Below are 24,769 nucleotides of genomic sequence, written 5' to 3' on the forward strand. Positions count from 1 at the left end.
CAGTTACATGGCGGGCGGACGGTCACTTCGCTAAAGTACGACGCCGAGCAGCGCCTCGACGGCTTCCCTCACCAGGGCTTCATCCCGTGGGCTGCCCGCTTCCGCGGCTGCGATCGACGTAGCGGCCCAGCGGTCGACAGCTTCCAGCGCTCCCGGCGCATTCAGGTCGGCGGCAAGCGCCGACCGCATTTCCCCGATCACGGCTGCCGCGGATCCGGCCGGCGCGACGGAGAGGGCGCGGCGCCAGGCCGCGAGCCTGTCCTTCGCGTCCGCGAAGCCCGCCGGCGTCCATGACCAGTCTGAACGGTAGTGGTGGGCCAGGATTGCCAGCCGGATGGCGGCTGGCTCCTCGCCGGCTGCCCGCAGCTTTGACACCAGGACCAGGTTGCCCTTGGATTTGCTCATTTTTTCACCGTCCAGGCCCACCATTCCGGCGTGGGCGTAGTGGTGTGCCAGCGGAACACCGGCCAGCGAATAGGCGTGGCCTGCCCCCATTTCGTGGTGGGGGAAGATGAGGTCTGAGCCGCCGCCCTGGACGGTGAAGGGTGCGGGAAGATACTGCTGGGCGATGACCGTGCACTCGATGTGCCACCCCGGCCTGCCCTGGCCCAGCTCGCCGCCGGGCCAGCTGGGTTCGCCGTCCCGGGCCACCCGCCAGAGGAGGGGATCCAGCGCCTGCCGTTTGCCGGCCCTGCCTGGGTCGCCGCCGCGTTCGGCAAAAAGTTCAAGCATCTCGGCTTCACCGAGGTGTGAGATCGAGCCCAGGGTCCAGGCATCAGGTGCGACGGTTTGCTTGCCGGCGGCTTCGACGTCGTAGTAGACATCGCCGTCGGGTTCTCCCGCCGCACCCGGCACACGGTAGGCCAGGCCCATTCGCACCAGGCGCTCAATGGCGGGAACAATCAGGTCCACCGATTCAACAGCGCCGATGTAGCGGTCCGGGGCCACGACGTTCAGGGCTTCCATGTCCGTCTGGAATAGTTCGATCTGGCTCGCTGCCAGGTCCTGCCAGTCCACACCGGTGGCTGTGGCGCGCTCCAGCAGGGGATCATCCACATCGGTCACGTTCTGGACGTAGGAGACCTTGTCGCCGGCGTCCCGCCAGGCCCTGTTCAAGAGGTCAAACGCCACGTAGCTGGCGGCGTGGCCCATGTGGGTGGCGTCATATGGAGTGATGCCGCAGACATACAGTGACTGCTCACCACCGGAAGGCAGGCCTACTTCGCGCCCCTGGGCGGTGTCGAAGAGACGGATGGCGGGCATGGCGCCGGGCACAACAGGTACAGGGCGGGAGGTCCAGGATTTCACAGCCCTAGCCTACTTCTAGGCGCTGATGACATTGAAACCGAGCAGGAGGTATAAGGCCAAGCCCAGGAGGATCCGGTACCAGACAAAGACCCGGTAGCTCCGCGTGGAGACGAATTTAAGGAACCACCCAATGATCATGTAGCCAACCGCAAAGGCGATGACTGTGGCCAGCGCAGTCTCCGGGAGTCCGTACGGGCCCGTGATGCCGTCCTTGCTGACCACTTTGTACAGCTGGTACAGCCCGCTGCCGAACACCGCCGGGATGGCCAGGAGGAACGAGTAGCGGGCGGCGGCTTCGCGTGTGTAGCCCATCAGGAGGCCTGCGGTGATGGTGCCGCCGGATCGGGAGACGCCGGGGATGAGAGCCAGGGCCTGGGCGAATCCGTACAGGATGCCGTGTTTGTACGTGAGCTGGGAAAGATCCCTTTCCTGCTTTCCGATAGCGTCCGCCACAGCCAGGATCAAGCCGAAAACGATCAGCATGGTAGCGACGATCCACAGGCTGCGGAGTACCGACTCAATCTGGTCCTGGAAGAGCAGGCCCAGCACGATGATCGGCAGGCTGCCGAGAATCACCAGCCAGCCCATGCGCGCATCGGGATCGTTCCGGGCAACCTTGCCCCCCAGCGAGCCCGCCCACGCTTTGATGATCCGGACAATGTCGCGCCAGAAGTACACCACCACTGCAGTTTCGGTACCGAGCTGGGTGATCGCCGTAAACGCCGCCCCTGGATCAGACGCGTTGGGTAGGAACTGTCCCACAATCCGCAGATGCGCGCTTGATGAAATCGGTAGAAATTCGGTCAGACCCTGTATCAGGCCCAGCAGGGCCGCTTCAAACCAGTTCACGCTAAGACACTACGTCATGCACCCTGTTGATTCCCCGTAAGCTTGCAGCTATGCAGCAGCGTTACGTCGGCAACAGTGGATTGCGAGTCTCCGCCCTCTCCCTCGGCACCATGTCCTGGGCCGGCGAAACCGATGAACAGGACGCCTCGGAGATGTTGCGCACATTCGTCGACGGCGGCGGAAAACTCATCGACACGGCTGCCTCCTACTCGGAAGGGCGTGCGGAGGCGATGATCGGGTCCCTGTTGGGTGACGTGGTCTCCCGCACCGAAGTCTGCATTTCCACTAAAGCGGGGACGTCGGCGTCGGACGGCCGGCGGACGGTGGACACGTCGCGAAACGCGATGCTGAGCAGCCTGGACGCCAGCCTGGCGAGGCTTGGAACTGATTATGTGGACGTCTGGTTTGCCCAGGCATGGGACGGCAACGTCCCCCTGGATGAAACGCTGTCTGCCCTCGAATTCGCGCTCCGCAGCGGCCGCGCCCGTTATGCGGGCATTGCTAATTTCAATGGCTGGCAGAGCGCAAAGGCCGCAGCAGTGGCCGGCTTTCAGCTCGTCGCTGCCCAGGCCGAGTACTCATTGCTCCAGCGGACACCTGAGGCGGAACTGATCCCGGCCGTTGAAGACGCCGGCCTGGGGCTGATGGCATGGGCACCCCTGGGCCGGGGCGTGCTGACAGGCAAATACCGCAGCAGTATCCCCGCTGATTCCCGCGCGGCGCGTCCTGGTTCCGCACCTTATGTGGAGCCGTATTTGGAGCAGCAGCCCTCGAGTGTTGTGGAAGCTGTGGCGATGGCAGCCAAGGGCCTGGGCCGGACGCCACTTGATGTGTCGCTGAGCTGGCTGCTGGCGCAGCATGGGGTGGCCACCGCCGTCGTCGGACCCCGCACGCCGCTCCAGGCAAAAGAGATCCTCGCTGCCCAGTTGACCCGCCTTCCCCCGGAGATTGCGCGGGCGCTCGAGGATGTGTCCCAGCCCGCCTAAGGCTGTGGAACGTGCTGGTGTCCGGTCGCGTCAGTCCTCGAGGATTTCGATGTCCTCGTCTTCGGTGATAGTGGCGTCATCGTCCTCGTCCTCTTCGTCGTCAAAGACCTGAAGGGGCGTGACCTCGCTGTAAGCCTCGTAGAGCGCGTCTTCATAAACCTCGAACGCATCTGAAACGGCAAAAAAAGCGGCTTCGACGGCGGGATCCCCATCGTCGCGCCGGTTGGATGCTGCTATAAGGTGTTCTTCCAAGGCGGTTGTCAAGGACTGAAGCGCGACACGCGGATCGATGCTCATGACTTCACGTTAGCCGGAAAAGGACGAAAATGGAGAGCAATGAAGGAACATTTTCTCACCAGCTCGGTCCAGCGCGAACGGGACTTTCTTAAGCAGTACGAGTACCTCGTACTGACGGTCAGCCCCGACGATTCACTGCCTGATGCCAGGCGCCGGCTCGTGGAGCATTCCGAGTACGGCAAGTGGGAGCTGGAGCGCAGCGTGCTGTATCTGGGCGGCGCCAGGCGCTTCTGGCTCCGCCGCCGGGTCATGCAGGTCCAGCGGACCGTATAAGGGTGCGTAGACCAGCGGACCGGCTAGGCCTCCAGCGGCCCCAGCCAGGCGTTCGCCACCGTGTTGTGCGCCGATTCATCATCTGACGGGTGGAACATGCCGGCCAGGACGTCCCGGTACAGGCGCTCGAGTTCAGAGCCTCGGAAGTAGCTTGAACCACCGCTGACCCTGATGGCCAGGTCCACTACGCGGCGTGCGGTCTCCGTGGCATTCACCTTCAGTCCGACCAGCTTGGGGAACCACTGGGACCCGTGGTCGGTGAGGGCATCGACGTCGTGGGTAACGGCCAGCAGCTGGGGGTAGAGGCTGTCCATGGCCATCGCGGCCTCGGCGACTTTCCAGCGGATGTCCGGATCCTGTGCGTAGCTTCTGCCGCCGTTCTTGAAGGAGGTCCGCCGTTTCACCGCCTCCACTCCAAGGGTGAGGGCACGCTCGCCGATTCCGGTGTATACGGCAGCGAGCAAGGACTCAAAGCAGGCGAAGATAGCGAAGATCAGCGGATCGGCGTTGGGCCCCACCGGCAGCTTTCGGAAAATCCGGTCCGGCCCTGCCTCGACGCCGTCAAGGACCGTGGTGTTGGACTGGCTGGCCCGCATGCCCAGGGTGTCCCAGTCGTCCAGGATGGTGTAACCCGCAGCGTCCCGCTGGATAAATCCGTGCACCAACTCGCCGTCGCCTGCCCGGGCGTGGGCGTCCTTGCCGAATATCCCCAGCCTGGTCCATGCCGGCGAAAGGCTGGTGAAGATCTTGGTACCGGTGAAGCTGTAACCGCCGCTTGGCAGCGGGACGGCCGCCGTCTTCGAATCAAAAAGGACCGAATCGTTTCCGGCTTCGGAATTGCCGAACGAGAAGATCTCGCCGCGGGCTGCTTCCTGCAGGACGAAGTCCAGTGATTCATCGCCCCGGGCGGCCAGGACCTGTGCGACGCCGGTCCAGACCAGGTGCATATTGACGGCCAGGGCGGTGGCGGGAGCAGCCGTTGCCAGCCTCCGCTGGCACTGAGCTGCCGCCTCGAGCCCAAGCCCCAGGCCGCCGTCGGACGTTGGAACAAAAAGCCTGAGGTAGCCCGCGGCGGTCAACTCTTCAAGGTCCTCAGCGAAAAACGAATTGTCCCGGTCGTAACGGGCAGCGCGGCTGCGGATGCCCTCGAGCAGCGGGTCAGGAAGGAGTTCTTCGGGTGTCATGTCCTGCACGGCTCAGTAGTTGGTGAGGAGAGTGTTGAGGACCCGGGCGCCGAACTTCAGGGAGTCCACGGGGACTCTTTCATCCACGCCGTGGAACATTCCGGTGAAATCAAGGTCCGCAGGCAACTGGAGGGGTGCGAAGCCGTAGCCGGTGATGCCCAGCCTGCTCAGGGATTTGTTGTCCGTGCCCCCGGAAAGAGTGTACGGCAGGACCTTCGCACCGGGATCCTCGGAATGCAGAGCATCGATCATGGAGTCCACCAGGTTCCCAGCGAACGGCACTTCCAGCGAAACGTCGTTGTGGACATAGCTCACATCAACGCCTGCACCCGCGAGTTCCCGCACGATTTCCAGGACGTGATCCTGCTGGCCGGGAAGAGTGCGGCAGTCCACCAGCGCCTCAGCCGATTCGGGGATGACGTTGTGCTTGTAGCCGCCTTTCAGCAGCGTGGGGTTAGTGGTGTTCTGCAGGGTAGCCCCAACAAAGCGGGCTACCGTGCCGAGCTGGTCAAGGAGGCGGTCCGGGTTGTCCGGATCGAATTCGACGCCGGTGAGTTCGGTCACGCCGTCCAGGAACTGCCGCGTTGTAGGAGTGAGCTCAATGGGCCACTTGTATTCACCGATCCGGGTCACCGCCGCCGCCAGGCGCGTCACCGCGTTGTCCGTGTTGATCTGGGAGCCGTGTCCTGCCCGGCCGTGGGCCACCAGACGAAGCCAGGAGATGCCCTTTTCCGCGGTCTGCAGGAGGTACGTGCGCTGGCCGCCGATGGTTGCCGAGAACCCGCCCACTTCTGAGATGGCTTCGGTGGCGCCCTCGAAAAGCTCCGGCCGCTTGTCAACGGCGTAACGGGCGCCGTACTCACCGCCGGCCTCCTCGTCGGCAAAAAAGGCGAACACGATATCGCGCTTGGGTTTCCGTCCCGACCTCGCCAAATCCCGCATGACGGAAAGGATCATGGCATCCATGTCCTTCATGTCCACTGCCCCGCGGCCCCAGATGAGTCCATCCTTCACTTCGGCACCGAAGGGATCCACGGACCATTGGTCACGCAGCGCCGGAACGACGTCCAGATGACCATGCACCACCAACGCGCTGGCAGAAGGGTCCTGGCCTGTCATGCGGGTAACGACGCTGGCCCGGCCGGGAGCAGATTCGAAGATCTCCGCAGCGAGGCCAACCTCCTCGATCAGCCCCGCCGTGTACTCAGCTGCTGCCCGCTCGCCCGGCCCGGAACCGTCACCGTAGTTCGAGGTGTCTATCCGGATAAGGTTCTGGCAGATCCGGACAACTTCGTCCTCGGCACGGATGTCAGACATGGAAACTCCTTGGGCAGGGGGCTGGCGGGAAAACCAGGGCGGTTTCGTGTGCCTTCAGCCTACCCATCCGCCCCGATTCGATGTTTACGGAAACTTCGTGTTAGAGTCTTTCTCGCTGCTTCGGACAAACGCGAAACGCTGAAAGGCGGAACCGTTGACCGAATTACCACCTGCGCGGGTGGCGGAATGGCAGACGCGCTAGCTTGAGGTGCTAGTCCTCGAAAGGGGGTGGGGGTTCAAGTCCCCCTCCGCGCACACATGGGAAAACCCCCGGAATCCTTGGATTTCGGGGGTTTTTTCTATATCTGCCCGCGGCGCCACAGACAAATTTTTGCCAGCCTATTGGGGAATAGCAGCCGGATGCTGTACGTTGCATACGCGACAGACGAACCAAAGAAAAGAGATACACCTAAGTGGCAACCGATTACGATGAACTTCGCTCCGACGTCAAGGAGTCGCAGGACAACTCACTCGAGGCACTGCAGTCCGCCAATGCACCGGACGCCCGCAGCGTCGTCCTCGAGCTCGATGAAGCCGATGGACTGGATGGCGCCGGCGTCCCCGGCGGCGAGTTCGTTGCCGAGGAACTGGTCGTTCAGGTTATCCCCCAGGCCGAGGACGAGTTTACGTGCTACTCCTGTTTCCTGGTCCGGCACCGCTCGCAGATTGCACGCCAGAAAGACGGCCACAGCTACTGCACGGACTGCGAAGGCTGATTCCAAGCACCGCAGAATTATCTGTTCCGGTTTCTTTACCCGCCGGCAGGAGATCAAGGCACGCCCACACACAGTAGGCGTGCCTTTCCTGTTTCGCGATGTTGAGCCAGTGAATGTTGAGTTAGGCAGGGTTGAGTCCTGCGGGGTTGGGCTTCGGATTCACGCCAGCCGGCTGCGCACGATCTCGCTGACCGCCTTGCCGTCGAAGCGCCCGGCAATCCGCGCCGTGACAGGTTTCATGACGGCACCCAACTGACGAAGGCCTGGTTCCACGCCTTCGGACCGCAGCCCGGCAATAGTTTCGTCAACGATCGCCTCGACTTCCGCAGCCGTGAGCGCACGGGGCAGGTACGCCTCAATGACTTCCGCCTCGGCGATCTCGGCGGCAGCCCGCTGAGCTTCGCCGGCGTCCGTGTAGATCTTTGCCGTCTCGCGCCGCTTGGCTGCCTCCTTCTGCAACAGCGAGGTCACCTGGGCATCATCGAGCTCAATAGGCGTTTTCCCCGACTTTTCCCGGGTTTCGATTTCGCCCAGGACATTGCGCACCGTTATCAGGGCGGTCTTATTCCGCTCCTTCATATGTGCCACAACGTCAGCGTGCAGACGTTCCTTCAAACTGCTCACAGTGTTCCTCGATTCGTTCAGCGCCGGCGGGAGGCAGGACAATGATGAACCGTCCCTCTAGTACCGTAGAGGCCTATGGCTGACAATAACTACTCCCTGTCCGGCGGGGAATGAATTTGCTTTCCGAGCAACTGTGGCAGCGGGCCATGGACGCCTTCAGCATGGCAGCCGTCCCCCACGTGACGCTTGTCGAACTGGCGGTGGTCTTCTTGATGGCAACCGCACTGTCCATCCCCCGGGCCACGTGGCAGTACTTTGGGCTCCTCGCCACCGCAACCCATGAACTCGGCCACGCCTTTGCCGCACTCATGAGCGGCCAACGCCTCAGCGGAATCACGCTCCGGCTGGACCATTCCGGCACCACCACCAGTTACAGCCGGGGACGGCTCGCTGCCGTGTGGTCGGGATTCTGGGGTTATCCGGTTCCAGCCCTGACGGGAGCCGCCCTGGTCACCGCCGGGTTTGGTGGCTGGGGTCCGGCAGCCCTTGCTACCGGCACGCTCATCCTCATAGCTTCGCTGCTCTTTATGCGGAACTTCGCCGGTGTCCTTATCACCGGCGGTGCGATCACCGGCGGCGTATTGCTCGTCCTTTTTGTCCCCAGCGGCCTCACCGGCCACGTGGCGATCAGCCTGGGTGTGGCCCTGTTGGTCGCAGCAGTCAGGGACCTTGCCAAACTCACCAACGTCCACCTGCGGCGCCGGGACCGGCTGGCCAGTTCCGATGCCTACATTCTGTACCGCTCAACGTCAGTTCCGTCGGGCATCTGGATTGCGCTGTTTCTCGCCATTGTTGCCGGCTGCTGGCTGGTCGCGTGGCAACCCATCTCTTCAATCCTCGACGCAGTCGCCTAGGCTTGTCCGCATGAGCCAGGAATCAGCGGGCCGTCGGCCTGCCATCAACACACCGAGCATCAACAGCCCGGATCGCTCCGACCACAGCAACGCCCACAGCACCAAGGGCGCCTATGTGACAGGCGGCGCTGAGTTCATCCGGGACACCAACTACATCGAGGACCGGATCACCCGGGACGGCCGCCCGGGCGACAACGGCGAGCCGGGGTGGCCCGTGGAGGCCGGCCGCTACCGGCTAATCGCGGCGCGGGCCTGCCCTTGGGCAAACCGGACCGTGATTGTTCGCAGGCTCCTGGGGCTCGAGGACGCGATCTCCCTCGGCCAGCCGGGGCCCACTCACGATGTCCGGTCGTGGACTTTTGACCTGGATGAGGGCGGCGTTGATCCGGTCCTGGGCATTGAGCGGCTCCAGAGCGCCTACTTCCGGCGGTTCCCGGATTATCCCCGCGGCATCACAGTACCGGCCATCGTGGAGGTGGCCAGCGGCGCGGTAGTGACCAACAACTTCCCCCAGATCACGCTGGACTTTGGCACGGAATGGGCTCAGTTCCACCGGCCGGGGGCCCCGGATCTGTATCCGGAACACCTCCGAACGGAAATTGACGCCGTCAACAAGCGCGTCTTCACCGAGGTCAACAACGGCGTCTACCGCTGCGGGTTTGCAGGCTCCCAGGCCGCGTACAACACCGCTTACACGCGGCTGTGGACGGCCTTGGACTGGCTCGAGGAACGCCTCACCGGCCAGCGGTACCTCGTAGGTGAGACCATTACCGAGGCCGATGTCCGGCTGTTCACCACCCTCGCCCGCTTCGACGCCGTCTATCACGCCCATTTCAAATGCAACCGGCAGAAACTCAGCGAGATGCCCGCTCTCTGGGGCTACGCACGGGACCTTTTCCAAACTCCAGGATTTGGCGACACTATCGATTTTGTCCAAATCAAGCAGCACTATTACATCGTCCATGAGGACATCAACCCCACCCGGATTGTACCGCAGGGTCCGGACCTGTCCGGGTGGCTGGAGCCCCACGGGAGGGAATCGCTTGGTGGCAGGCCGTTTGGTGATGGCACACCCCCGGGACCTGTGCGGGCCGGCGAAGAAGTCACTCCGGGCCACGGCGCAATGGCCGCATCGGAAAGCGCTTTTTGACAGGCTATGAGTCAGTCCTGGATCTGTTCGAAGACTTCCTGGCAGACGATCCGGCGTACAGCGCGCAGGTGGCAGCCTACCGGCACGGTGTGAAAGTAGTGGACCTGCACGGCGGCTCCCACATGACGGCCGAATCCATCACGGGCGCGTACTCGGTATCCAAGGGGGCCCGCGGCCCTGGTCATCGCCCTGCTCGTCCAGGAGGGCCTGCTGGACCTTGACCGGACGGGGGCGCACTATTGGCCCAAATTCGCTGTCCACGGCTAGGACCGGCTCCTCGTCCGCGAAGCGTTGTCCCACCAGGGCGGCCCGATAGGTATTGAGGGCAGATTCGCCTACGACGAATTCACCACACCCGAAGCAGACACACGGTTGGCCAAGGCCCGGCCGTTGTGGCGTTCCGGCAGCTGCTTCGGGTACCACCCCTCACCATCAGAATTGTCATGGCGGAACTCTGCCGGCGGGTCACGGGAACCACCCTGCAGAGCCTCTTTGACCATCGTGTGCGCACGGCTTACGGTGACGACTTCTTCCTGGGCCTGCCGGCGGAGCAGTAGTCCCATTACCGGGACGTTCTGTCCAACGTCGACTCCGGGCAACCGTGGCTGGATCCGCTGAGGAGAGGGGCTCAACGCGAACGCCGCGGTGGGTTCCGTCATGGAACTGCCCAACCACCGGTCCGTGCGGGCTGCGGGCATGAGCGCCGGCGGTGGCCTCGGCCGCCTTGTCGTAGCGGACGGCGGCACCTAACGTAAGCGGATGGGTGATACTCACACGCAGCCGGAGCCCCCTCGCGCGAAGGCGGCCCGAATGCTGAGAAGTGCCGTGGCCGATGTCTCCGCGGCCTTCACGCTCCAGCGCCTGCTGCTGGCGGCGAAAGCGGCCCTTGCTGCGGGACTGGCGTTCGCCGTCGCGCCCCTTATGCCAGGTTCTGCTGCAGACTATCCGTACTACGCGCCACTGGGCGCCTTGGTGGCGATGTACCGCAACGTTGCGGGATCGGTCCGGCAGGGACTCCAGACGCTGGTGGGCCTCGCCTTGGGCATTGGCCTCGCCTTTGTGCTCGTCAGTATCAGTGATCCCTCGCCGATCGCCGTCGCGATATTCATGGGGATAGGGGTCCTGCTTGGCGGACTCCCCCGGATCGGTTCCGGCAGTGACTGGATTCCGACGGCGGCGCTGCTGGTCCTGCTGGTGGGCGGAAGTAACCCGGACGACTTTTCTTTTGGCTACCTGCTCCAGATGGGAGCCGGCGTCGCAGTCGGTATCGCCGTCAACTTCCTGGTCTTCCCGCCCCTTCACTTCGAGGCGGCAGCAACAAGCCTGAGCGAACTCCGCCTGGCACTGGGCAGGCAGTTGACCGATATGGGAGCAGCCCTGACGGAAACGTGGCCTCCCGAGCATGAGGACTGGTCCAGCCGCTCGAATGAGCTGTCAGAAGCCGCTCGGACCGTCCGCCACCTCGTCCAGGAAGCCGACGCAAGCCGGCGGGCCAATCCGCGCAGGCGGTTCCATCCGCGGGATGTGGATCTTGACTACCGCAACCTGCGCGAGCTTGAGCGGGTGACCTTCCACATCCAGGATATGACCGAAGTGCTCTCCGACGTCATCTGGGCCGATGACGCACCGTACACGGTTCCGTTCCAGGACAGCGCGCCGCTGGCCGCCGCCCTGAACGCTGCCGGGGAGCTGCTGGCCTCGTTCCATGGGGAGAACGAGGCCGAGCAGCGGCGGCTGTTCGCGGCGGCGAAGTCAGCCGTGGACGCCTGTATGGCCGGGGAACATCGGGACCGTGCCGATGCTGCCGTGACGGCGTCCGAGTCCATCGTCCTGAGCCTCCACCGCATCCTCCGGGCCGTCCGCCCGGCGTCCTAGAGTGGTGCCACAGAGCCACTGAAGTGCTTGCGGCCGGAGCTGGGATTCCATGCGACGTACTCCGACCGCTGCCAGCCTCCCCCCGGCGCCTGGTCAGTAGTGATCTCCAATGCAACCCGGCCCGGCAGGAACACCGGTGCCTCGAACGTCACGGCCCAGGTGAAGGTTTCGCCCTTCACGGGCCCCACGTCCGCGAGTGCCCTGGACGCGAGGTACATCCCGTGGGAGATGGAGCGACGCATCCCCAGTGCTTTGGCCGACAGGACACTCAGGTGGATTGGGTTGAAGTCACCGGACACGGCGGCGTACGCGCGTCCCGTGTCGACCCCCAGGTTCCAGACCGCCGTCGGGTCCGGCGGCGTGAAGTGGGGCTGTCCGGTGTTGGGTGATGGTTTGTCTATGCCCGGAAGGAACACGCCCTTGGCGAGATACGTGGACCGGCCTATCCAGCGGATGTCCGGTGTCCCCGCGCCACGGATCTCGGCGACGACGTCCAGTTGGGTCCCCGCCCGGTGCCCGCGGAGGTTCTCCACCCGGGCCTCAATGTCGAGGAACTCCGTGAACAATACCGGGAAACGTTGCTCAACATAGTTGTTCAGGTGGATCATGCCCAACAGCGGCAACGGAAAATCGTCACGGTTCATGACGCTCATGGCAAGGGGGAAGGCGAGCGCGTGGAGATATCCGGCGGGGAGGGTGTCCCTGGCCGTCAGGCCGATCAGGTGCTGGTAGGCGGTGAGATTGCCAACGTCGGCCCCGACGCTGCGCACTTCGTGCCCGGTGGCCGGCAGGGTTGAGCCATGGTGGGTCCCCAACACCCGGCGTCGCGCCGCCTGTGCGGCGGCATTGACGTAAAGCTTTGAGAGCGAGGGCATTTCGCCCAGGATGACCGGTTGCGCGGCACTCATGCTCCCACCAGGTTCTGTCCGCAGACGCGCAGGATGTCCCCGTTGATACCGCCCGCGGCATCGCTGGCGAGGAAAGCGATGGCCTCGGCCACGTCGGACGGCAGGCCGCCTTGCTGCAGCGCGTTCAGCCGCCGGCCCACTTCCCGGACGGCAAAGGGGATCCGCGCCGTCATGTCAGTTTCAATGAAGCCGGGCGCCACCGCGTTGACTGTCCCGCCCCGGACGGCCATCAGGGGAGCCGTGGCACGGACCATCCCCATAACCCCGCCCTTGGAGGCGGCGTAATTCGTTTGGCCCCGGTTGCCCGCAATTCCGCTGGTGGAAGCGACCGAGACGATCTTGGGTGAATCGCGGAAGTGGTCCGAGGCGAGCAGGGCGTCGTTGATCCTGAGCTGTGCGGCAATGTTGATGTTGAGCACCGAGTTCCAGCGCGCGTGGTCCATGTTGGCCAGGAGCTTGTCCCTGGTGATGCCGGCGTTGTGAATCACGATATCCAGGTGCCCATGCCGCCGTACCGCGTGCTCAAGGATGCGCTGGCCTGCATCCTCGCGGCTGATGTCCAGTTGCAGGGCCGTCCCGTGAACGTCGTTGGCCACTGCGGCCAGGAGGTCCCCTGCCGCCGGGATGTCAACAAGCACCAGCGTGGCCCCGTCCCGGTGGAGGGTCCGGGCAATGGCCGCGCCGATGCCTCGGGCGGCGCCGGTGACCACGGCAACCTTGCCCGCCAGCGGCTTCTCGGCATTATCAGGCAGTGCGCCCTCCGCTGTGCTGACCGTCAGGAACTGGCCGTCAACGAATGCCGACCGGCCAGAGAGGAAGAAGCGCAGCGCCGCCAGGGCACTCGGACCTGTGGTCCCGACAGCTTCGGCCAGGAGGATGCCGTTTGCCGTCGCGCCCGCCCGGAGCTCCTTGGCCAGGGACCGCACGAAGCCGTCCACACCTTGCCGTGCCGCCGCCACGGCTGGACTGCCCGCTTCTGCCGCTGGCCGGGAGATGGTGACGAACCGGGCGCTCGGGCCGAGATCCCGCAGCGAGGACGCCGCGGAGAGCACAGGCTTTTCAAGGTCATCCGGGGTTGTCAGGCCGTCCAGCACCACAATGATGGCTCCGAGCTTTTCGCGGGGTACAGCGTGCCGGCGCACATCAAGGTTCCACGAAAGCAGTGTGGCGGCCAGTTCGTCCGCGCCGGCCGTACTTCCCTGCACCAGGACGGGGCCGCTGACCAGGGCCTGGCCCGGCGTGTAGCGACGCAACACCGCCGGCTGTGGAAGGCCCAGCCGCTTGGCGAGGTCCTTGCCCGGGCCCTGGCTGACCAGGCGGGTGTATGTGTCTGTCATCCGGTGCTCCTACGCTGCTTCGAGAATGGCGACGACGCCCTGGCCGCCGGCAGCGCAAATGGAAATGAGGCCGCGTGCTGGCCTGCCGTCCACTGCGCCCTTGGCCTGTAGCATCTTGGCGAGCGAGGCGACGATGCGCCCGCCGGTGGCAGCGAACGGATGGCCCGCTGCCAGGGACGAGCCGTTGACGTTCAGCCTGGTGCGGTCGACGCTGCCGAAGGCGCCGTCGAGTCCCAGTCGGGTGCGGCCGAATTCCTCGTCTTCCCATGCAGCCAACGTGCTGAGGACAGTCCCGGCGAAAGCTTCATGGATCTCAAAGAAGTCGAAGTCGTCAAGCGTCAGACCGTTGCGGGCCAGGAGCCGTGGCACTGCGAACGCGGGAGCCATCAGCAATCCGTCCTTGCCGTGGACGAAGTCCACAGCAGCGGCTTCACCATCCACCACAGTTGCCAGCATGGGCAGGTCATGTGCTTCGGCCCAGTCCGCCGATGCCAGCAAGACCGTGGCCGCCCCATCGGTCAGCGGGGTGGAGTTTCCCGCGGTCATGGTGGCTTCGGCGCCGAGGTTTTTGCCAAAGACGGGTTTGAGGGTTGCAAGCTTCTCCAGTGTGGTGTCCGGCCTCAGGTTCGAGTCCTTGGCGAGCCCCCGGTACGGGGTCAGGAGGTCGTCGAAGAAGCCTGCATCGTAAGCTGCGGCCAGGTTGCGGTGGCTGTTGAACGCCAACTCATCCTGAGCCTCACGCGAAACGTTCCATTGCGCAGTTGTGAGCGCCTGGTGCTCCCCCATGGACAGGCCGGTCCGTGGTTCACCGGTACTAGGCGCGTCAGGGGCAAGATCCTTGGGCCGCAGCCGGCTGAGAACCTGGAGCCTTTGCGGAAGGGTCTTGGCGCGATTGAGGTCCAGGAGCACCTCGCGCAGGCCTTCACTGACAGCTATGGGGGCATCCGATGCAGAGTCCACACCGCCGGCGATCGCGGAATCGATCTGGCCCAGCTTGATCTTGTTGGCCAGGCCAAGGACCGCTTCCAGGCCGGTGGCGCACGCCTGCTGGAGGTCGTAGGCGGGAGTCTCCGCCGATAACGCTGAACCCAGCACTGCCTCGCGGGTCAGGTTGAAGTCCCGTGAGTGCTTCAGCACGGCTCCCGCGGCCACCTCTCCGATCCGCTCATCCTGGAGGCCGAACCTGGCAATCAGTCCGTCCAGCGCAGCAGTCAGCATGTCCTGGTTGGACGACTTGGTGTAGGCCCCACCGGAACGGGCAAATGGGATCCTGTTGCCGCCGACGATCACGGCCTGGCGCACCGGGCGCAGTGCGTTAGTCACGGCGGATCCGGCGAATTCCTGGGGTCCGGTTGCGGACTGTCCGTTGACGGACATGGGTGTCTCCTCTGATCTGCGACAGTTACCGATACCCAGCGTACCTGATACGCTGGGTATCGTGAACAACATCCCCCCAGAACGCCCGAGGCCGGCCACCGGCGGAAATGCCGACGGCCGCTCCGCCCGCTGGCAGACCCACCGGGAGGAACGCCGCTGGGAGCTCATCAAGTCCGCGCGGCGTGCGGTCCACGCCTTGGGGAGTGACGCGTCCATGGAGGAGATTGCAGCGGCCGCGGGCACGTCCAAGTCAGTTTTTTACCGCTACTTCGGTGATAAGGCCGGCCTGCAGCACGCTGTCGGGGAAGTTGTCCTCAGCCAGATGCAACGTAAGATCCGCGAAGCGGCCCAGAGTGCGCAGACCCCGAGGGAGGGCCTGTTCGCCATGATCTCTGCCTACCTCCAGATGGCGGAGACCAGCCCCAACGTCTACAGCTTCGTCACCCGCTACACTCCGGTGGACGTGGAGACCAGCCAAGGGCCAGCGGCGATTTCAGGGGCATTGGGCCACTTTTTTGATTCCATCGCCGAGATGATCGCGGCTCCGATGCGGACACACCTGGGCAACGGACGGTTAGCAGTGCTCGGCTACTGGCCCACAGCTGCCATCGGACTGGTCCGGAATGCCGGTGAGCAGTGGCTCAGCACTCCCGATTCCGCGGCCAAGCCGGACCAGGAAGCAATGGCCCAACAAATTACAGCCTGGCTCTGCGTGGGAATCGCCCCAGAGCTCTCCGAAACACTTGTCAGAACCAACGAAGGACATTGACATGACCGAAGTAGTGGACCGACCGGGCGGCCAGAACGCCGCTGTCACCAAATCAGGCGCAACCAAACAAAGCGCAACCACTGCAGGCGCAATGTACCCGGCCACCTCGCGGCGGGACACGCTGCCCGCCGTCGACGTGGCTGCCCTCGGCGAGCAGCTCCTCGGCAAGTGGGCTGACTCCCGCAGGCACGCGCGCGCCCTGTCGGCCGATCCGGCCCTGCATAAGACCGAGGGCCTGACGCATACGGAGCACCGCACCCGGACGTTCGGCCAGCTGAAGTACCTCGTGGATCACAACGCCGTACACCGGGCCTTCCCGGCGGCACTCGGTGGCGCCGACGACCATGGCGGCAACGTGGCCGGGTTCGAGGAACTGGTCACCGCAGACCCGTCCCTGCAAATCAAGGCCGGCGTCCAGTGGGGCCTCTTCGGCTCAGCGGTGATGCACCTCGGCACGGAGGAGCACCATGCCAAGTGGTTGCCGAGCATCATGAGCCTGGAGATCCCCGGCTGCTTCGCCATGACCGAGACCGGCCATGGCTCTGACGTTGCAAGCATTTCCACCACCGCGACGTTCGACGTCAAGACCCAGGAGTTTGTCATCCACACGCCGTTCCGGGCAGCGTGGAAGGACTACATCGGCAACGCAGCCACGGACGGCCTGGGCGCCGTGGTTTTCGCGCAGCTCGTGACCAAGGGCGTCAGCCACGGCGTGCATGCGTTCTACGTTGACCTCCGGGATCCCCGGACCAAGGAGTTGCTGCCCGGCATCGGCGGCGAGGACGACGGCGTTAAGGGTGGCCTTAACGGGATCGACAACGGCCGGCTGCACTTCGATCACGTACGCATTCCCCGGACCAATCTCCTCAACCGCTATGGCGATGTTGCCCCCGATGCCACCTACACCTCCTCGATCGCCAGCCCCGGCCGCCGCTTCTTCACCATGCTGGGGACCCTCGTCCAGGGCCGCGTGTCACTGGATGGAGCGGCCGTTGCAGCGTCAAAGATCGCCCTGGCCGCCGCCATCCGCTACGCCACCGAACGACGCCAGTTCAATGCGTCCTCCCACACGGACGAAGAAGTCCTCCTCGACTACCAGCGGCACCAGCTCCGCCTCTTCACGCGGCTGGCCACCACGTACGCTGCGGGCTTCGCCCACGAGCAGCTGCTCCAGAAGTTCGACGACGTCTTCTCGGGCGCCCACGACACCGACGAAGACCGGCAGGACCTTGAGACACTCGCGGCAGCACTGAAGCCGCTCAGCACCTGGCATGCCCTGGATACCCTGCAGGAATGCCGCGAGGCCTGCGGTGGCGCCGGCTTCCTGATCGAAAACCGCTTCGCCTCCCTGCGTGCAGACCTGGATGTCTACGTCACGTTCGAAGGCGATAACACCGTACTGCTCCAGCTCGTGGCCAAGCGGCTCCTGGCCGACTACGCCAAAGAGTTCAGGAACGTCGATTTCGGGGTGCTGGCCCGTTACGTGGTGACCCAGGCAACAGGCGTGGCGATCCACCGCACCGGCCTGCGGCAGGTGGCCCAGTTTGTGGCCGACACAGGCTCCGTCCAAAAGGCAGCTATTGCGCTCCGCGACGAGGAGGGCCAGCGCGCCCTCCTTACCGACCGCGTCCAGACCATGGTGGCGGACGTCGGGGCAGCTTTGAAGGGCGCCAACAGGCTTCCCTTCGAAAAAGGCGCCGCCCTGTTCAACCAGCACCAGAACGAGCTGATCGACGCTGCCCAGGCGCACGCGGAACTCCTGCAGTGGGAGGCGTTCACGGAGGCTCTGGGTGAGGTCACCGACCGCGGTACGAAAGTGGTGTTGACCTGGCTCCGCGACCTCTTCGGCCTGTCGCTGATTGAAAAGAACCTCGCCTGGTACCTCATGAATGGCCGGCTCTCCATGCAGAGGGCGCGTACCGTGGGTGACTACATCGACCGGCTCCTGGTCAAGATCCGGCCCCACGCCCTGGACCTCGTTGACGCCTTCGGGTACGGCGATGAGCATGTGCGGGCCGCGATCGCCACCGGCGCCGAAAAGACGCGGCAGGACGAAGCCCGTGCCTACGTCAGGGCACAGCGGGCCAGAGGCAACGCTCCGGTCGACGAAAAGGTGCTGCTGGCGCACGCGGCTGCCGCCGCACAAACCCGTCACGCCTAGCCGCCGGCCCCGCGGACACCGCAGTTTGTGTCCAGATATCACGGCTTTTCGGGTGCGGAAGTCGCGGTATCTGGACAAAAACTCGGGGAAATAACGACGACGGCGCCGCTCCCCTGATGTGGGGAGCGGCGCCGTCGTGCGTTGCTGAATGTTTAGTCACTGACCGACGTGGCGTCAGGAAAGCACCGAGCGGTAGACCTCAAGGGTGGTCTCCGTAATGGACTCCCAGGAGAAATGCTCCTCCGCACGGCGGCGGCCCGCCTGCCCCATGGCACGCGCCCGCTCAGGATCGGACACAACCTCAGTCAGGGCCGCGGCAAACTCGGTCACGAACTTCTCCGGGTCCAGCGGAGTTCCCGTCCCGTCGGTGACCTGCTCGAGATCAACCAACAGGCCAGTCTCACCGTGCCTGACCACCTCCGGAATACCACCGGTGGCACTGGCCACAACGGCCGCGCCGCAGGCCATGGCTTCGAGGTTCACGATGCCGAGCGGCTCATAGATCGACGGGCACGCGAAAGCGGTTGCGTGGCTCAGGACCTGGACAAGTTCATGGCGCGGAAGCATTCGCTCGATGAGGATGACGCCGGTACGCTGGCGCTGCAGCTCCTCGATGAGGCGGGCCGTTTCGGCGGCGAGTTCAGGAGTGTCCGCGGCGCCCAGGCACAGGACAACCTGGACATCGGCTGGCAGCTTGGCGGCCGCGCGAAGCAGGTACGGAACGCCCTTCTGGCGCGTGTTCCGGCCCACGAAGACCACGCTTGGTTTCTGGGGGTCGATGCCGAGCGCCCGCACTGCATCTTCGCCTTCATCGCGCTGCCACAGTTGAACATCGATGCCGTTGTGGACCACCCTGACCTTGGCAGGGTCAACATCGGGGTAGCTGCGCAAAATGTCCTGGCGCATACCTTCCGAGACTGCGATGATGGCCGCGGCTGCTTCATAGGAAGTCTTTTCCACCCAGGAGGAGAGCGCGTAGCCGCCGCCGAGCTGCTCGGCTTTCCAGGGCCGCAGGGGTTCCAGGCTGTGCGCGCTGAGAACGTGCGGGATGCCGTGCAGCAGTGACGCCAGATGCCCCGCCATGTTCGCGTACCAGGTATGGGAGTGAACAAGATCGGCCCCCTCGATGTCAGGCACGATCCGCAGATCAACCCCCAGGGTCTGGACGGCCGCGTTGGCCGAACCCAGGTCCTCGGGCACGGCATAGGAAGTCACCCCGGCACCGTGGTAGCCAGCGTCGCGGGGCGCCCCAAAAGCACGGACCTGCAGGTCAACATGCTTACTCAGCACCCTGCTCAACTCGGCTACGTGGACTCCGGCGCCACCATAAATCTCCGGCGGGAATTCTTTAGTCACAATATCTATTCGCACGTTACCCAAGGTAGTCGTTCCGCAGCATCTGTTCTAGTGTGAAGGAGTCCGGGCAAGCCGGACTGTTTGGGGAGTTACGAAGGCGTACAGGAGCGACCAATATGCCGTTAAACAAAAAAGTCCTGGCCATTGTCCTTGCAGGCGGCGAGGGGAACCGGCTCATGCCATTGACGGCAGACCGGGCCAAACCAGCCGTGCCTTTCGCGGGCGGCTACCGCCTGATCGATTTTGCGTTGTCCAACCTGGTGAATTCACGGTATTTGCAGATCGTGGTGCTCACGCAATACAAATCCCACAGCCTCGACCGCCACATATCCGAAACGTGGCGGATGTCCAACCATCTGGGTAACTATGTAGCGTCCGTCCCCGCCCAGCAGCGTGTCGGCAAGAGCTGGTTCCTGGGCAGCGCAAACGCCATTTACCAGTCCCTGAACCTGATCCACGACGCCAACCCCGACATTGTCGTCGTTGTTGGCGCGGACCATGTCTACCGCATGGACTTCGCCCAGATGGTGGAGCAGCACGTGCTCAGTGGAGCGAAAGCCACCGTAGCTGCAGTGCGCCAGCCCCTGAACATGGCCGACCAGTTCGGTGTGATCGAAGTGGACAAGGCGGATCCGCAGAAGATTTCCGCGTTTGTGGAGAAGCCCGCCTCCACCCCCGGCCTTGCTGCAGACCCCACCCAGTTCCTGGCCTCCATGGGCAACTACGTCTTCAACGCCGACGCCCTGGTGGAGGCACTGCACGTTGACGCGGAACGGCTGGACACCAAACACGACATGGGCGGGGACATCATCCCGTACTTCGTCAGCCAGGGCGAGGCCGGCGTCTACGACTTCACCCTTAACGACATCCCCGGCTCCACCGACCGCGACCGCACGTACTGGCGTGACGTCGGCACCATCGATTCGTTCTACGACGCACACATGGACCTCATCTCGCCCGTGCCGATCTTCAATCTGTACAACTCTGAGTGGCCCATCTACACGCGGCAGAGTGTCTCGCCGCCCGCCAAGTTCGTCCGCGGCGAGGGCGGCACCGTCGGCTCGGCGCTGGATTCGATCGTTGCGAGCGGAACTGTGATCTCAGGGGGCATCGTTGAAGGCTCCGTGCTGTCCAACGACGTCTTTGTCGACAGGTCCAGCCGCGTGCTCGACTCCGTGCTGATGGACAAGGTGAACATAGGTGCGGGAGCCGTTGTCAAGCGGGCCATCATTGACAAGAACGTGAAGGTCCCGGCCGGCGCGGCGATCGGGCTCGATCACGACCTTGACCGGGCCCGCGGCTTCAAGGTTACGGACTCAGGCATCACGGTCCTGTCCAAGGGGCAGGTCGTTCCCGAACCGGACGAGGCTGAGCGGGCCCTGTCGGCTAACAACCTGGTCATGGTGCCGGAAGCCGTGCGGGCCGCCACGGAATCGTGGCCCGAGTTGAGGGAGTCGATGGACAGGGTCGTTGAAGTCCACGCCGCCGCCGTCGGCGTCACAGTACCGGACTCACAGTCCAGCAAAGCGTAGTGTCCGGCGGGAGCCCGGTGCCGTCGGCCCGGGCCCCCCGCAGGCTGTAAAATTGGGTCAATGAGCTCTCCAGATCCATTAGCCGGACTGACCCCTGAGGAAATCCAGGCCTGCCTCAAGGTCCTGAACACCATCCACGTCTACGACGAGGAACACCCGGACTATGTTTCGGTGCGCCGGGCCACGGGAAAAATGTTCAAAGCCGTGAAGCGCCACCGCCGCGTCACGAAGCGTGATTTAATCTCAGAAGCTGACCGGGCCGTCATTGCCCAGACTGCCACCGCGGCGCCGGACCGCATTGACGACGAAACGCGCGGCAACAAGCTGGCGACGTCTGCCACCGGCGAGATTGCCGGACACCTCATCCGGTCGCGGCCCTGCTACATCTGCAAGCGCCACTACACACAGGTGGATTCCTTTTACCACCAGCTCTGCCCCGAGTGCGCCACGTTCAGCCACAGCAAGCGGGACGCGCGAACGGACCTCACGGGCCGGCGGGCGCTGCTTACCGGCGGCAGGGCAAAGATCGGCATGTACATCGCCCTCCGCTTGCTCCGGGACGGCGCCCACACCACCATCACCACGCGGTTTCCCAAGGACGCTGCGCGCCGTTTTGCGGCCATGGAAGACAGCGGCGAGTGGCTGCACCGGCTCCGGATTGTGGGCATCGACCTGCGTGACCCCTCGCAGGTGATGGCCCTGACGGATTCCCTCAATGCGGCGGGCCCGCTGGACATCATCATCAACAACGCCGCCCAGACCGTGCGCCGGTCCGGGAACGCCTACAAGCCGTTGGTGGATGCGGAGGACGAAGCGCTGCCGGCCGAACTTGAACCCGCCAACGGTGGGCCCGAGCTGCTGACCTTCGGCCATGCCCACGACAAACATCCCCTCGCCCTGACCAGCACCGTGACAGAACACCCCGTGCTGGCAGGAGACGCGATTACCTCCCTGGCGCTCTCCACAGGTTCCGCCTCGTTGGAGCGCATCGCCTCTGGCACTGCGATCGACGCCGGCGGGCTTGTTCCGGATCTTGCCACCATCAACAGCTGGACCCAGGTAGTGGATGAGGTGGAGCCCCTGGAGATGCTGGAGGTCCAGCTTTGCAACGTGACGGCTCCCTTCCTCCTGGTCAGCCGGCTCCGGGATGCCATGAAGCGTTCCACGGCCCGCAGGAAGTACATCGTCAACGTCTCCGCCATGGAAGGCCAGTTCTCCCGGGCCTACAAGGGACCCGGGCACCCTCACACCAACATGGCCAAGGCCGCCCTAAACATGATGACCCGGACCAGCGCGCAGGAAATGCTGGACGCCGACGGCATTTTGATGACGGCCGTGGACACCGGCTGGATCACCGATGAGCGCCCGCACTTCACCAAGGTCCGCCTGATGGAAGAGGGCTTCCACGCTCCGCTGGACCTGGTGGACGGTGCCGCGAGGGTCTACGACCCGATCGTGACGGGCGAGAACGGCGAAGACCAGTTTGGGGTATTCCTGAAGGATTACAAGCCCAGCCCCTGGTAGGCAGAAGGGCACTGTCCTGACAGGGCACCCACAGCGTAGGCTCGGCGTCATGAGCAGCGAATCAGTTACCGAAGTACACAATCTGGAGCACCACGTGTGCTGGGACCTTCTCCGGACAGTCTCCGTAGGCAGGCTGGCTATCCTCGTGGACGGGCATCCGGACATCTTCCCCATCAACTACACCGTGGACGGCGGAACAATCGTCTTCCGCACCGGCCAAGGGACCAAGCTGGCCGGCGCCTCGGGAGGTTCCCCTGTGGCAGTGGAAGCCGACGGCGTAGATGCCGTCAGCGGCCTTGCCTGGAGCGTGGTGCTCAAGGGGCCCGCGACAGCTATCAAGGGCACCGAGGCCGTCCTGGACACCGCCGCCCTGTACCTGTTCCCATGGCAGGCCGGAAAGAAGGACACCTTCATCCGCGTCAGCCCTGACACCCTGACTGGACGCCGGTTCAAGGTCACCGCTCCGATGACGTGGTGGACCCAGCTCAGTGGGGCCGCCAAGGCCTCCCCCGAGTAACCCTGGCGGCCGCTCAGCCTAGGCCAGGCGGCTGATTTCCACGCTCACGCTTAAGGCCGAACCTCCGCCGCCGGACAGGATGCCCTTCAGCGGCGGCACGTCGCGGTAGTCACGGCCCCTGGCCACTGTGACGTGGAAGTCGCCGGCGGGTTTGTGGTTAGTGGGATCCCAGCTTCGCCAGTCCCCATCCCAGAACTCCAGCCACGCGTGTGACTGGCCTGCGACGGTCTCGCCGATGTCCGCCGTCGACCGCGGGTGCAGGTACCCCGAAACGTACCGGGCGGGGATCCCGCAACTGCGCAGCGCACCGATGGCCAGGTGGGCAAGGTCCTGGCAGACGCCTTGCCGCTGGCCCCAGGCTTCTTCGGCGTTGGTGGTAACCGCTGTGGAGCCGGACATGTACGTCATTTCGCCGCGCATCCACTCAAAGATGGCCATGGCAGCCGCATGCGGGTTCTTGCCCGCGACCACGCCGGGAATGATTCCCAGCACTTCCGCGCCCGGGCCGCTGAGCTGCGACTGCGGCAGCCAGTCGCTGAAAGTATTCAGCGTCTCCTCCGAGGACAGCACGTCCCAGCCCACGATGTCGGCATCGGAGGGGATTTTTTCGGCCCGGTGCACTTCAACCGTGATGTTCGAGACAACTTCGAGGTGCTCATGCGGCATCTGCATATCGAAAGCAGTCACGCGGGTGCCCCAGTAATCCCGGTAGTTGCTCACGGCCGCCTGCGACGGCGAGACCTTCAGGATCGATTCGAGGACCACCTGCTGGGGATCCGTCAGAGGCGTCATACGGGCCTCGTTGTAAGAGAGCGTGACGCGGCCGTTGTATTTGTAGGTGGTCGTGTGCACGATGCTTAGCCGGGTCATGAAACTTCTCCCACCCAGGCCAGTTCGTCTGCCTGATTGAAGTATTTACGGGAAATGGCGTCGGAAGCCTGGGCGACGGCCTTCTGCACGCGTTCCATATGTTCGGGCAGCTCTGACATGAGATCGTCCGTCCGATGGAACTCCAGGAAGGTGCGGGCCTGGCCCACGATGCGGCGGGCATCGTTGATGAATCCGACGCGCTGCGCGGACGGGTCCAGCTTGGCGAGGCACTCGTCGGCGTCCCTCAGGGCGTAGACGATGGACCGTGGAAACAGCCGGTCCAGCAAGAGGAACTCGGCGGCGTGCTGGTCCCCGAAGGCCGCTCGGCGGGTCCGTAGGAACGACTCATAGGCGCCGGCACAGCGCAGCATGTTGACCCAGGACATGCCTGCGGACAGGACATCCCGGGTGGAAAGCATCCGCGCCGTCATGTCCGCGCGCTCCAGGGAACGGCCCAGCACCAGGAACAGCCAGCTCTCGTCGTGGCTTACGGTGGTGTCGGCCAGGCCGCTGACCATGGCCGTCCGCTCCAGGGTCCAGTTGCAGAACCGGTAAGTCCCCACTACGTCCTTCCGGTGCTGGCTCAGCCCGTAGTACGTGGTGTTGAGGCTTTCCCACAAGCCCGAGGACACGGTCTCGCGGGCACGGCGGGCGTTTTCGCGTGCAGCGCCCAGCGATCCGGCGATGGACGTGGCGCTGGTCTTGTCGTAGGCCAGGGCGTGCAGGAGTTCGGGCAAGCCAAAATCCTCGCTCTGCGGCCGGGCGCCCATCACGGCGAGCAGTTCCTGGGCAACGCGGCGGCGTTCGTCCATGGGGAGGTGGTTGAGGCGCTCCAGGTGCACGTCCAGGATGCGTGCCGTACCGTCGGCCCGCTCAACATAGCGTCCGATCCAAAAAAGGGACTCAGCAATACGGCTAAGCATTCGCGGTGACCTCCTGCACGTCTGAAATCAGTGGGGATGAACCCATGGGTGATTGCGCCGGT

At 64.3% G+C, this 24,769-nt stretch carries 24 protein-coding genes and 1 tRNA gene; 12 read left to right on the plus strand and 13 right to left on the minus strand.

Going from position 1 to position 24,769, the window contains the following annotated elements; translation table 11 throughout:
• Window positions 1-30: 30 nt before the first annotated feature.
• Window positions 31-1,308: a cysteine--1-D-myo-inosityl 2-amino-2-deoxy-alpha-D-glucopyranoside ligase gene (gene mshC, locus ABIB45_RS13210; RefSeq protein ID WP_354216316.1), complete on the minus strand. Its 1,278-nt coding sequence runs from the start codon at window positions 1,306-1,308 to the stop codon at window positions 31-33.
• A 15-nt stretch (window positions 1,309-1,323) separates the two neighbouring features.
• The gene (locus tag ABIB45_RS13215) at window positions 1,324-2,157 is read right to left on the minus strand and encodes an undecaprenyl-diphosphate phosphatase (RefSeq protein ID WP_354216317.1); all 834 of its coding nucleotides are present in this window, start codon (window positions 2,155-2,157) and stop codon (window positions 1,324-1,326) included.
• 50 nt (window positions 2,158-2,207) lie between these two features.
• On the opposite strand from ABIB45_RS13215, the gene ABIB45_RS13220 reads away from it, so the two are divergent.
• Window positions 2,208-3,143: an aldo/keto reductase gene (locus ABIB45_RS13220; protein WP_354216318.1), complete on the plus strand. Its 936-nt coding sequence runs from the start codon at window positions 2,208-2,210 to the stop codon at window positions 3,141-3,143.
• A 30-nt stretch (window positions 3,144-3,173) separates the two neighbouring features.
• Here the strand turns inward: ABIB45_RS13220 and ABIB45_RS13225 are convergent, their stop codons facing one another.
• Window positions 3,174-3,440 carry a hypothetical protein gene (locus tag ABIB45_RS13225; RefSeq protein ID WP_354216319.1) on the minus strand — a complete coding sequence of 89 codons (267 nt, stop codon included), beginning with the start codon at window positions 3,438-3,440 and terminating at the stop codon, window positions 3,174-3,176.
• A gap of 39 nt (window positions 3,441-3,479) precedes the next feature.
• On the opposite strand from ABIB45_RS13225, the gene ABIB45_RS13230 reads away from it, so the two are divergent.
• A complete protein-coding gene (locus tag ABIB45_RS13230; protein WP_354216320.1) occupies window positions 3,480-3,713 on the plus strand; it encodes a DUF5703 family protein in 234 nt (77 codons plus the stop codon).
• A gap of 23 nt (window positions 3,714-3,736) precedes the next feature.
• On the opposite strand, the gene ABIB45_RS13235 is transcribed toward ABIB45_RS13230, so the two are convergent.
• Window positions 3,737-4,897, minus strand: coding sequence for an acyl-CoA dehydrogenase family protein (locus ABIB45_RS13235; protein ID WP_354216321.1), 1,161 nt, complete (start codon window positions 4,895-4,897; stop codon window positions 3,737-3,739).
• 12 nt (window positions 4,898-4,909) lie between these two features.
• On the minus strand, window positions 4,910-6,214 hold the full coding sequence (locus ABIB45_RS13240; protein ID WP_354216322.1) for a M20/M25/M40 family metallo-hydrolase: 1,305 nt from the start codon (window positions 6,212-6,214) through the stop codon (window positions 4,910-4,912).
• A gap of 172 nt (window positions 6,215-6,386) precedes the next feature.
• On the opposite strand from ABIB45_RS13240, the gene ABIB45_RS13245 reads away from it, so the two are divergent.
• Both ABIB45_RS13245 and ABIB45_RS13250 read left to right on the plus strand, forming a co-directional pair.
• Window positions 6,387-6,469, plus strand: a tRNA-Leu gene (locus ABIB45_RS13245).
• A 158-nt stretch (window positions 6,470-6,627) separates the two neighbouring features.
• On the plus strand, window positions 6,628-6,930 hold the full coding sequence (locus tag ABIB45_RS13250; RefSeq protein ID WP_056339942.1) for a DUF4193 domain-containing protein: 303 nt from the start codon (window positions 6,628-6,630) through the stop codon (window positions 6,928-6,930).
• 159 nt (window positions 6,931-7,089) lie between these two features.
• Here ABIB45_RS13250 and ABIB45_RS13255 read toward each other — a convergent pair whose 3' ends face one another.
• Window positions 7,090-7,554, minus strand: a complete 465-nt coding sequence (locus tag ABIB45_RS13255; RefSeq protein WP_354216323.1) for a GatB/YqeY domain-containing protein — start codon at window positions 7,552-7,554, stop codon at window positions 7,090-7,092.
• 110 nt (window positions 7,555-7,664) lie between these two features.
• On the opposite strand from ABIB45_RS13255, the gene ABIB45_RS13260 reads away from it, so the two are divergent.
• Both ABIB45_RS13260 and ABIB45_RS13265 read left to right on the plus strand, forming a co-directional pair.
• A complete protein-coding gene (locus tag ABIB45_RS13260) occupies window positions 7,665-8,408 on the plus strand; it encodes a M50 family metallopeptidase (RefSeq protein ID WP_354216324.1) in 744 nt (247 codons plus the stop codon).
• A gap of 10 nt (window positions 8,409-8,418) precedes the next feature.
• Window positions 8,419-9,558, plus strand: a complete 1,140-nt coding sequence (locus tag ABIB45_RS13265) for a glutathione S-transferase family protein (RefSeq protein WP_354216325.1) — start codon at window positions 8,419-8,421, stop codon at window positions 9,556-9,558.
• Window positions 9,559-9,893: 335 nt separating this feature from the next.
• On the opposite strand, the gene ABIB45_RS13270 is transcribed toward ABIB45_RS13265, so the two are convergent.
• The gene (locus tag ABIB45_RS13270) at window positions 9,894-10,217 is read right to left on the minus strand and encodes a hypothetical protein (protein ID WP_354216326.1); all 324 of its coding nucleotides are present in this window, start codon (window positions 10,215-10,217) and stop codon (window positions 9,894-9,896) included.
• Window positions 10,218-10,368: 151 nt separating this feature from the next.
• On the opposite strand from ABIB45_RS13270, the gene ABIB45_RS13275 reads away from it, so the two are divergent.
• Window positions 10,369-11,433 carry an FUSC family protein gene (locus tag ABIB45_RS13275; protein ID WP_354216327.1) on the plus strand — a complete coding sequence of 355 codons (1,065 nt, stop codon included), beginning with the start codon at window positions 10,369-10,371 and terminating at the stop codon, window positions 11,431-11,433.
• Here ABIB45_RS13275 and ABIB45_RS13280 read toward each other — a convergent pair.
• From ABIB45_RS13280 to ABIB45_RS13290, 3 genes are read right to left on the minus strand one after another with little or no spacing between them, the layout of a single operon-like run.
• Window positions 11,430-12,341, minus strand: coding sequence for a MaoC family dehydratase (locus ABIB45_RS13280; RefSeq protein WP_354216328.1), 912 nt, complete (start codon window positions 12,339-12,341; stop codon window positions 11,430-11,432). The genes ABIB45_RS13275 and ABIB45_RS13280 overlap by 4 nt on opposite strands.
• A complete protein-coding gene (locus tag ABIB45_RS13285; protein ID WP_354216329.1) occupies window positions 12,338-13,678 on the minus strand; it encodes a 3-oxoacyl-ACP reductase in 1,341 nt (446 codons plus the stop codon). Before ABIB45_RS13285 ends, ABIB45_RS13280 begins: the two co-directional genes overlap by 4 nt.
• A gap of 9 nt (window positions 13,679-13,687) precedes the next feature.
• Entirely contained in the window at window positions 13,688-15,055 is a 1,368-nt protein-coding gene (locus ABIB45_RS13290) for an acetyl-CoA C-acetyltransferase (RefSeq protein ID WP_354216330.1), read from the minus strand.
• A 61-nt stretch (window positions 15,056-15,116) separates the two neighbouring features.
• On the opposite strand from ABIB45_RS13290, the gene ABIB45_RS13295 reads away from it, so the two are divergent.
• Window positions 15,117-15,824 carry a TetR/AcrR family transcriptional regulator gene (locus ABIB45_RS13295; protein WP_502909180.1) on the plus strand — a complete coding sequence of 236 codons (708 nt, stop codon included), beginning with the start codon at window positions 15,117-15,119 and terminating at the stop codon, window positions 15,822-15,824.
• A gap of 1 nt (window position 15,825) precedes the next feature.
• The gene (locus ABIB45_RS13300) at window positions 15,826-17,985 is read left to right on the plus strand and encodes an acyl-CoA dehydrogenase family protein (RefSeq protein WP_502909181.1); all 2,160 of its coding nucleotides are present in this window, start codon (window positions 15,826-15,828) and stop codon (window positions 17,983-17,985) included.
• A 174-nt stretch (window positions 17,986-18,159) separates the two neighbouring features.
• Here ABIB45_RS13300 and glgA read toward each other — a convergent pair whose 3' ends face one another.
• Entirely contained in the window at window positions 18,160-19,356 is a 1,197-nt protein-coding gene (gene glgA / locus ABIB45_RS13305) for a glycogen synthase (protein WP_354216332.1), read from the minus strand.
• 101 nt (window positions 19,357-19,457) lie between these two features.
• Between glgA and glgC the strand changes: the two genes are divergently transcribed.
• From glgC to ABIB45_RS13320, 3 genes are read left to right on the plus strand one after another with little or no spacing between them, the layout of a single operon-like run.
• Window positions 19,458-20,873: a glucose-1-phosphate adenylyltransferase gene (glgC, locus tag ABIB45_RS13310; protein WP_354216333.1), complete on the plus strand. Its 1,416-nt coding sequence runs from the start codon at window positions 19,458-19,460 to the stop codon at window positions 20,871-20,873.
• A gap of 60 nt (window positions 20,874-20,933) precedes the next feature.
• On the plus strand, window positions 20,934-22,397 hold the full coding sequence (locus tag ABIB45_RS13315) for an SDR family NAD(P)-dependent oxidoreductase (protein ID WP_354216334.1): 1,464 nt from the start codon (window positions 20,934-20,936) through the stop codon (window positions 22,395-22,397).
• A 49-nt stretch (window positions 22,398-22,446) separates the two neighbouring features.
• Window positions 22,447-22,914 (plus strand): pyridoxamine 5'-phosphate oxidase family protein, encoded by a 468-nt coding sequence (locus ABIB45_RS13320; RefSeq protein ID WP_354216335.1) that lies wholly within the window; start codon window positions 22,447-22,449, stop codon window positions 22,912-22,914.
• 18 nt (window positions 22,915-22,932) lie between these two features.
• Here the strand turns inward: ABIB45_RS13320 and ABIB45_RS13325 are convergent, their stop codons facing one another.
• On the minus strand, window positions 22,933-23,784 hold the full coding sequence (locus ABIB45_RS13325) for a transglutaminase family protein (protein WP_354216336.1): 852 nt from the start codon (window positions 23,782-23,784) through the stop codon (window positions 22,933-22,935).
• A complete protein-coding gene (locus ABIB45_RS13330) occupies window positions 23,781-24,707 on the minus strand; it encodes an alpha-E domain-containing protein (RefSeq protein WP_111909491.1) in 927 nt (308 codons plus the stop codon). The genes ABIB45_RS13325 and ABIB45_RS13330 overlap by 4 nt, the downstream gene beginning before the upstream one ends.
• Window positions 24,708-24,769 lie beyond the last annotated feature (62 nt).

It is taken from the genome of Arthrobacter sp. UYCo732, from assembly GCF_040547265.1.
GTDB lineage: Bacteria > Actinomycetota > Actinomycetes > Actinomycetales > Micrococcaceae > Arthrobacter.

Bases quoted from the DNA above. Each gene is read 5' to 3' on its own strand.
- ABIB45_RS13220 (WP_354216318.1), top strand. From the start codon at position 2,208: ATGCAGCAGCGTTACGTCGGCAACAGTGGATTGCGAGTCTCCGCCCTC.
- ABIB45_RS13225 (WP_354216319.1), bottom strand. From the start codon at position 3,440: ATGAGCATCGATCCGCGTGTCGCGCTTCAGTCCTTGACAACCGCCTTG.
- ABIB45_RS13230 (WP_354216320.1), top strand. From the start codon at position 3,480: ATGAAGGAACATTTTCTCACCAGCTCGGTCCAGCGCGAACGGGACTTT.
- ABIB45_RS13235 (WP_354216321.1), bottom strand. From the start codon at position 4,897: ATGACACCCGAAGAACTCCTTCCTGACCCGCTGCTCGAGGGCATCCGC.
- ABIB45_RS13240 (WP_354216322.1), bottom strand. From the start codon at position 6,214: ATGTCTGACATCCGTGCCGAGGACGAAGTTGTCCGGATCTGCCAGAAC.
- ABIB45_RS13260 (WP_354216324.1), top strand. From the start codon at position 7,665: ATGAATTTGCTTTCCGAGCAACTGTGGCAGCGGGCCATGGACGCCTTC.
- ABIB45_RS13265 (WP_354216325.1), top strand. From the start codon at position 8,419: ATGAGCCAGGAATCAGCGGGCCGTCGGCCTGCCATCAACACACCGAGC.
- ABIB45_RS13270 (WP_354216326.1), bottom strand. From the start codon at position 10,217: ATGACGGAACCCACCGCGGCGTTCGCGTTGAGCCCCTCTCCTCAGCGG.
- ABIB45_RS13275 (WP_354216327.1), top strand. From the start codon at position 10,369: ATGCTGAGAAGTGCCGTGGCCGATGTCTCCGCGGCCTTCACGCTCCAG.
- ABIB45_RS13280 (WP_354216328.1), bottom strand. From the start codon at position 12,341: ATGAGTGCCGCGCAACCGGTCATCCTGGGCGAAATGCCCTCGCTCTCA.
- ABIB45_RS13285 (WP_354216329.1), bottom strand. From the start codon at position 13,678: ATGACAGACACATACACCCGCCTGGTCAGCCAGGGCCCGGGCAAGGAC.
- ABIB45_RS13290 (WP_354216330.1), bottom strand. From the start codon at position 15,055: ATGTCCGTCAACGGACAGTCCGCAACCGGACCCCAGGAATTCGCCGGA.
- ABIB45_RS13300 (WP_502909181.1), top strand. From the start codon at position 15,826: ATGACCGAAGTAGTGGACCGACCGGGCGGCCAGAACGCCGCTGTCACC.
- glgC (WP_354216333.1), top strand. From the start codon at position 19,458: ATGCCGTTAAACAAAAAAGTCCTGGCCATTGTCCTTGCAGGCGGCGAG.
- ABIB45_RS13315 (WP_354216334.1), top strand. From the start codon at position 20,934: ATGAGCTCTCCAGATCCATTAGCCGGACTGACCCCTGAGGAAATCCAG.
- ABIB45_RS13320 (WP_354216335.1), top strand. From the start codon at position 22,447: ATGAGCAGCGAATCAGTTACCGAAGTACACAATCTGGAGCACCACGTG.
- ABIB45_RS13325 (WP_354216336.1), bottom strand. From the start codon at position 23,784: ATGACCCGGCTAAGCATCGTGCACACGACCACCTACAAATACAACGGC.
- ABIB45_RS13330 (WP_111909491.1), bottom strand. From the start codon at position 24,707: ATGCTTAGCCGTATTGCTGAGTCCCTTTTTTGGATCGGACGCTATGTT.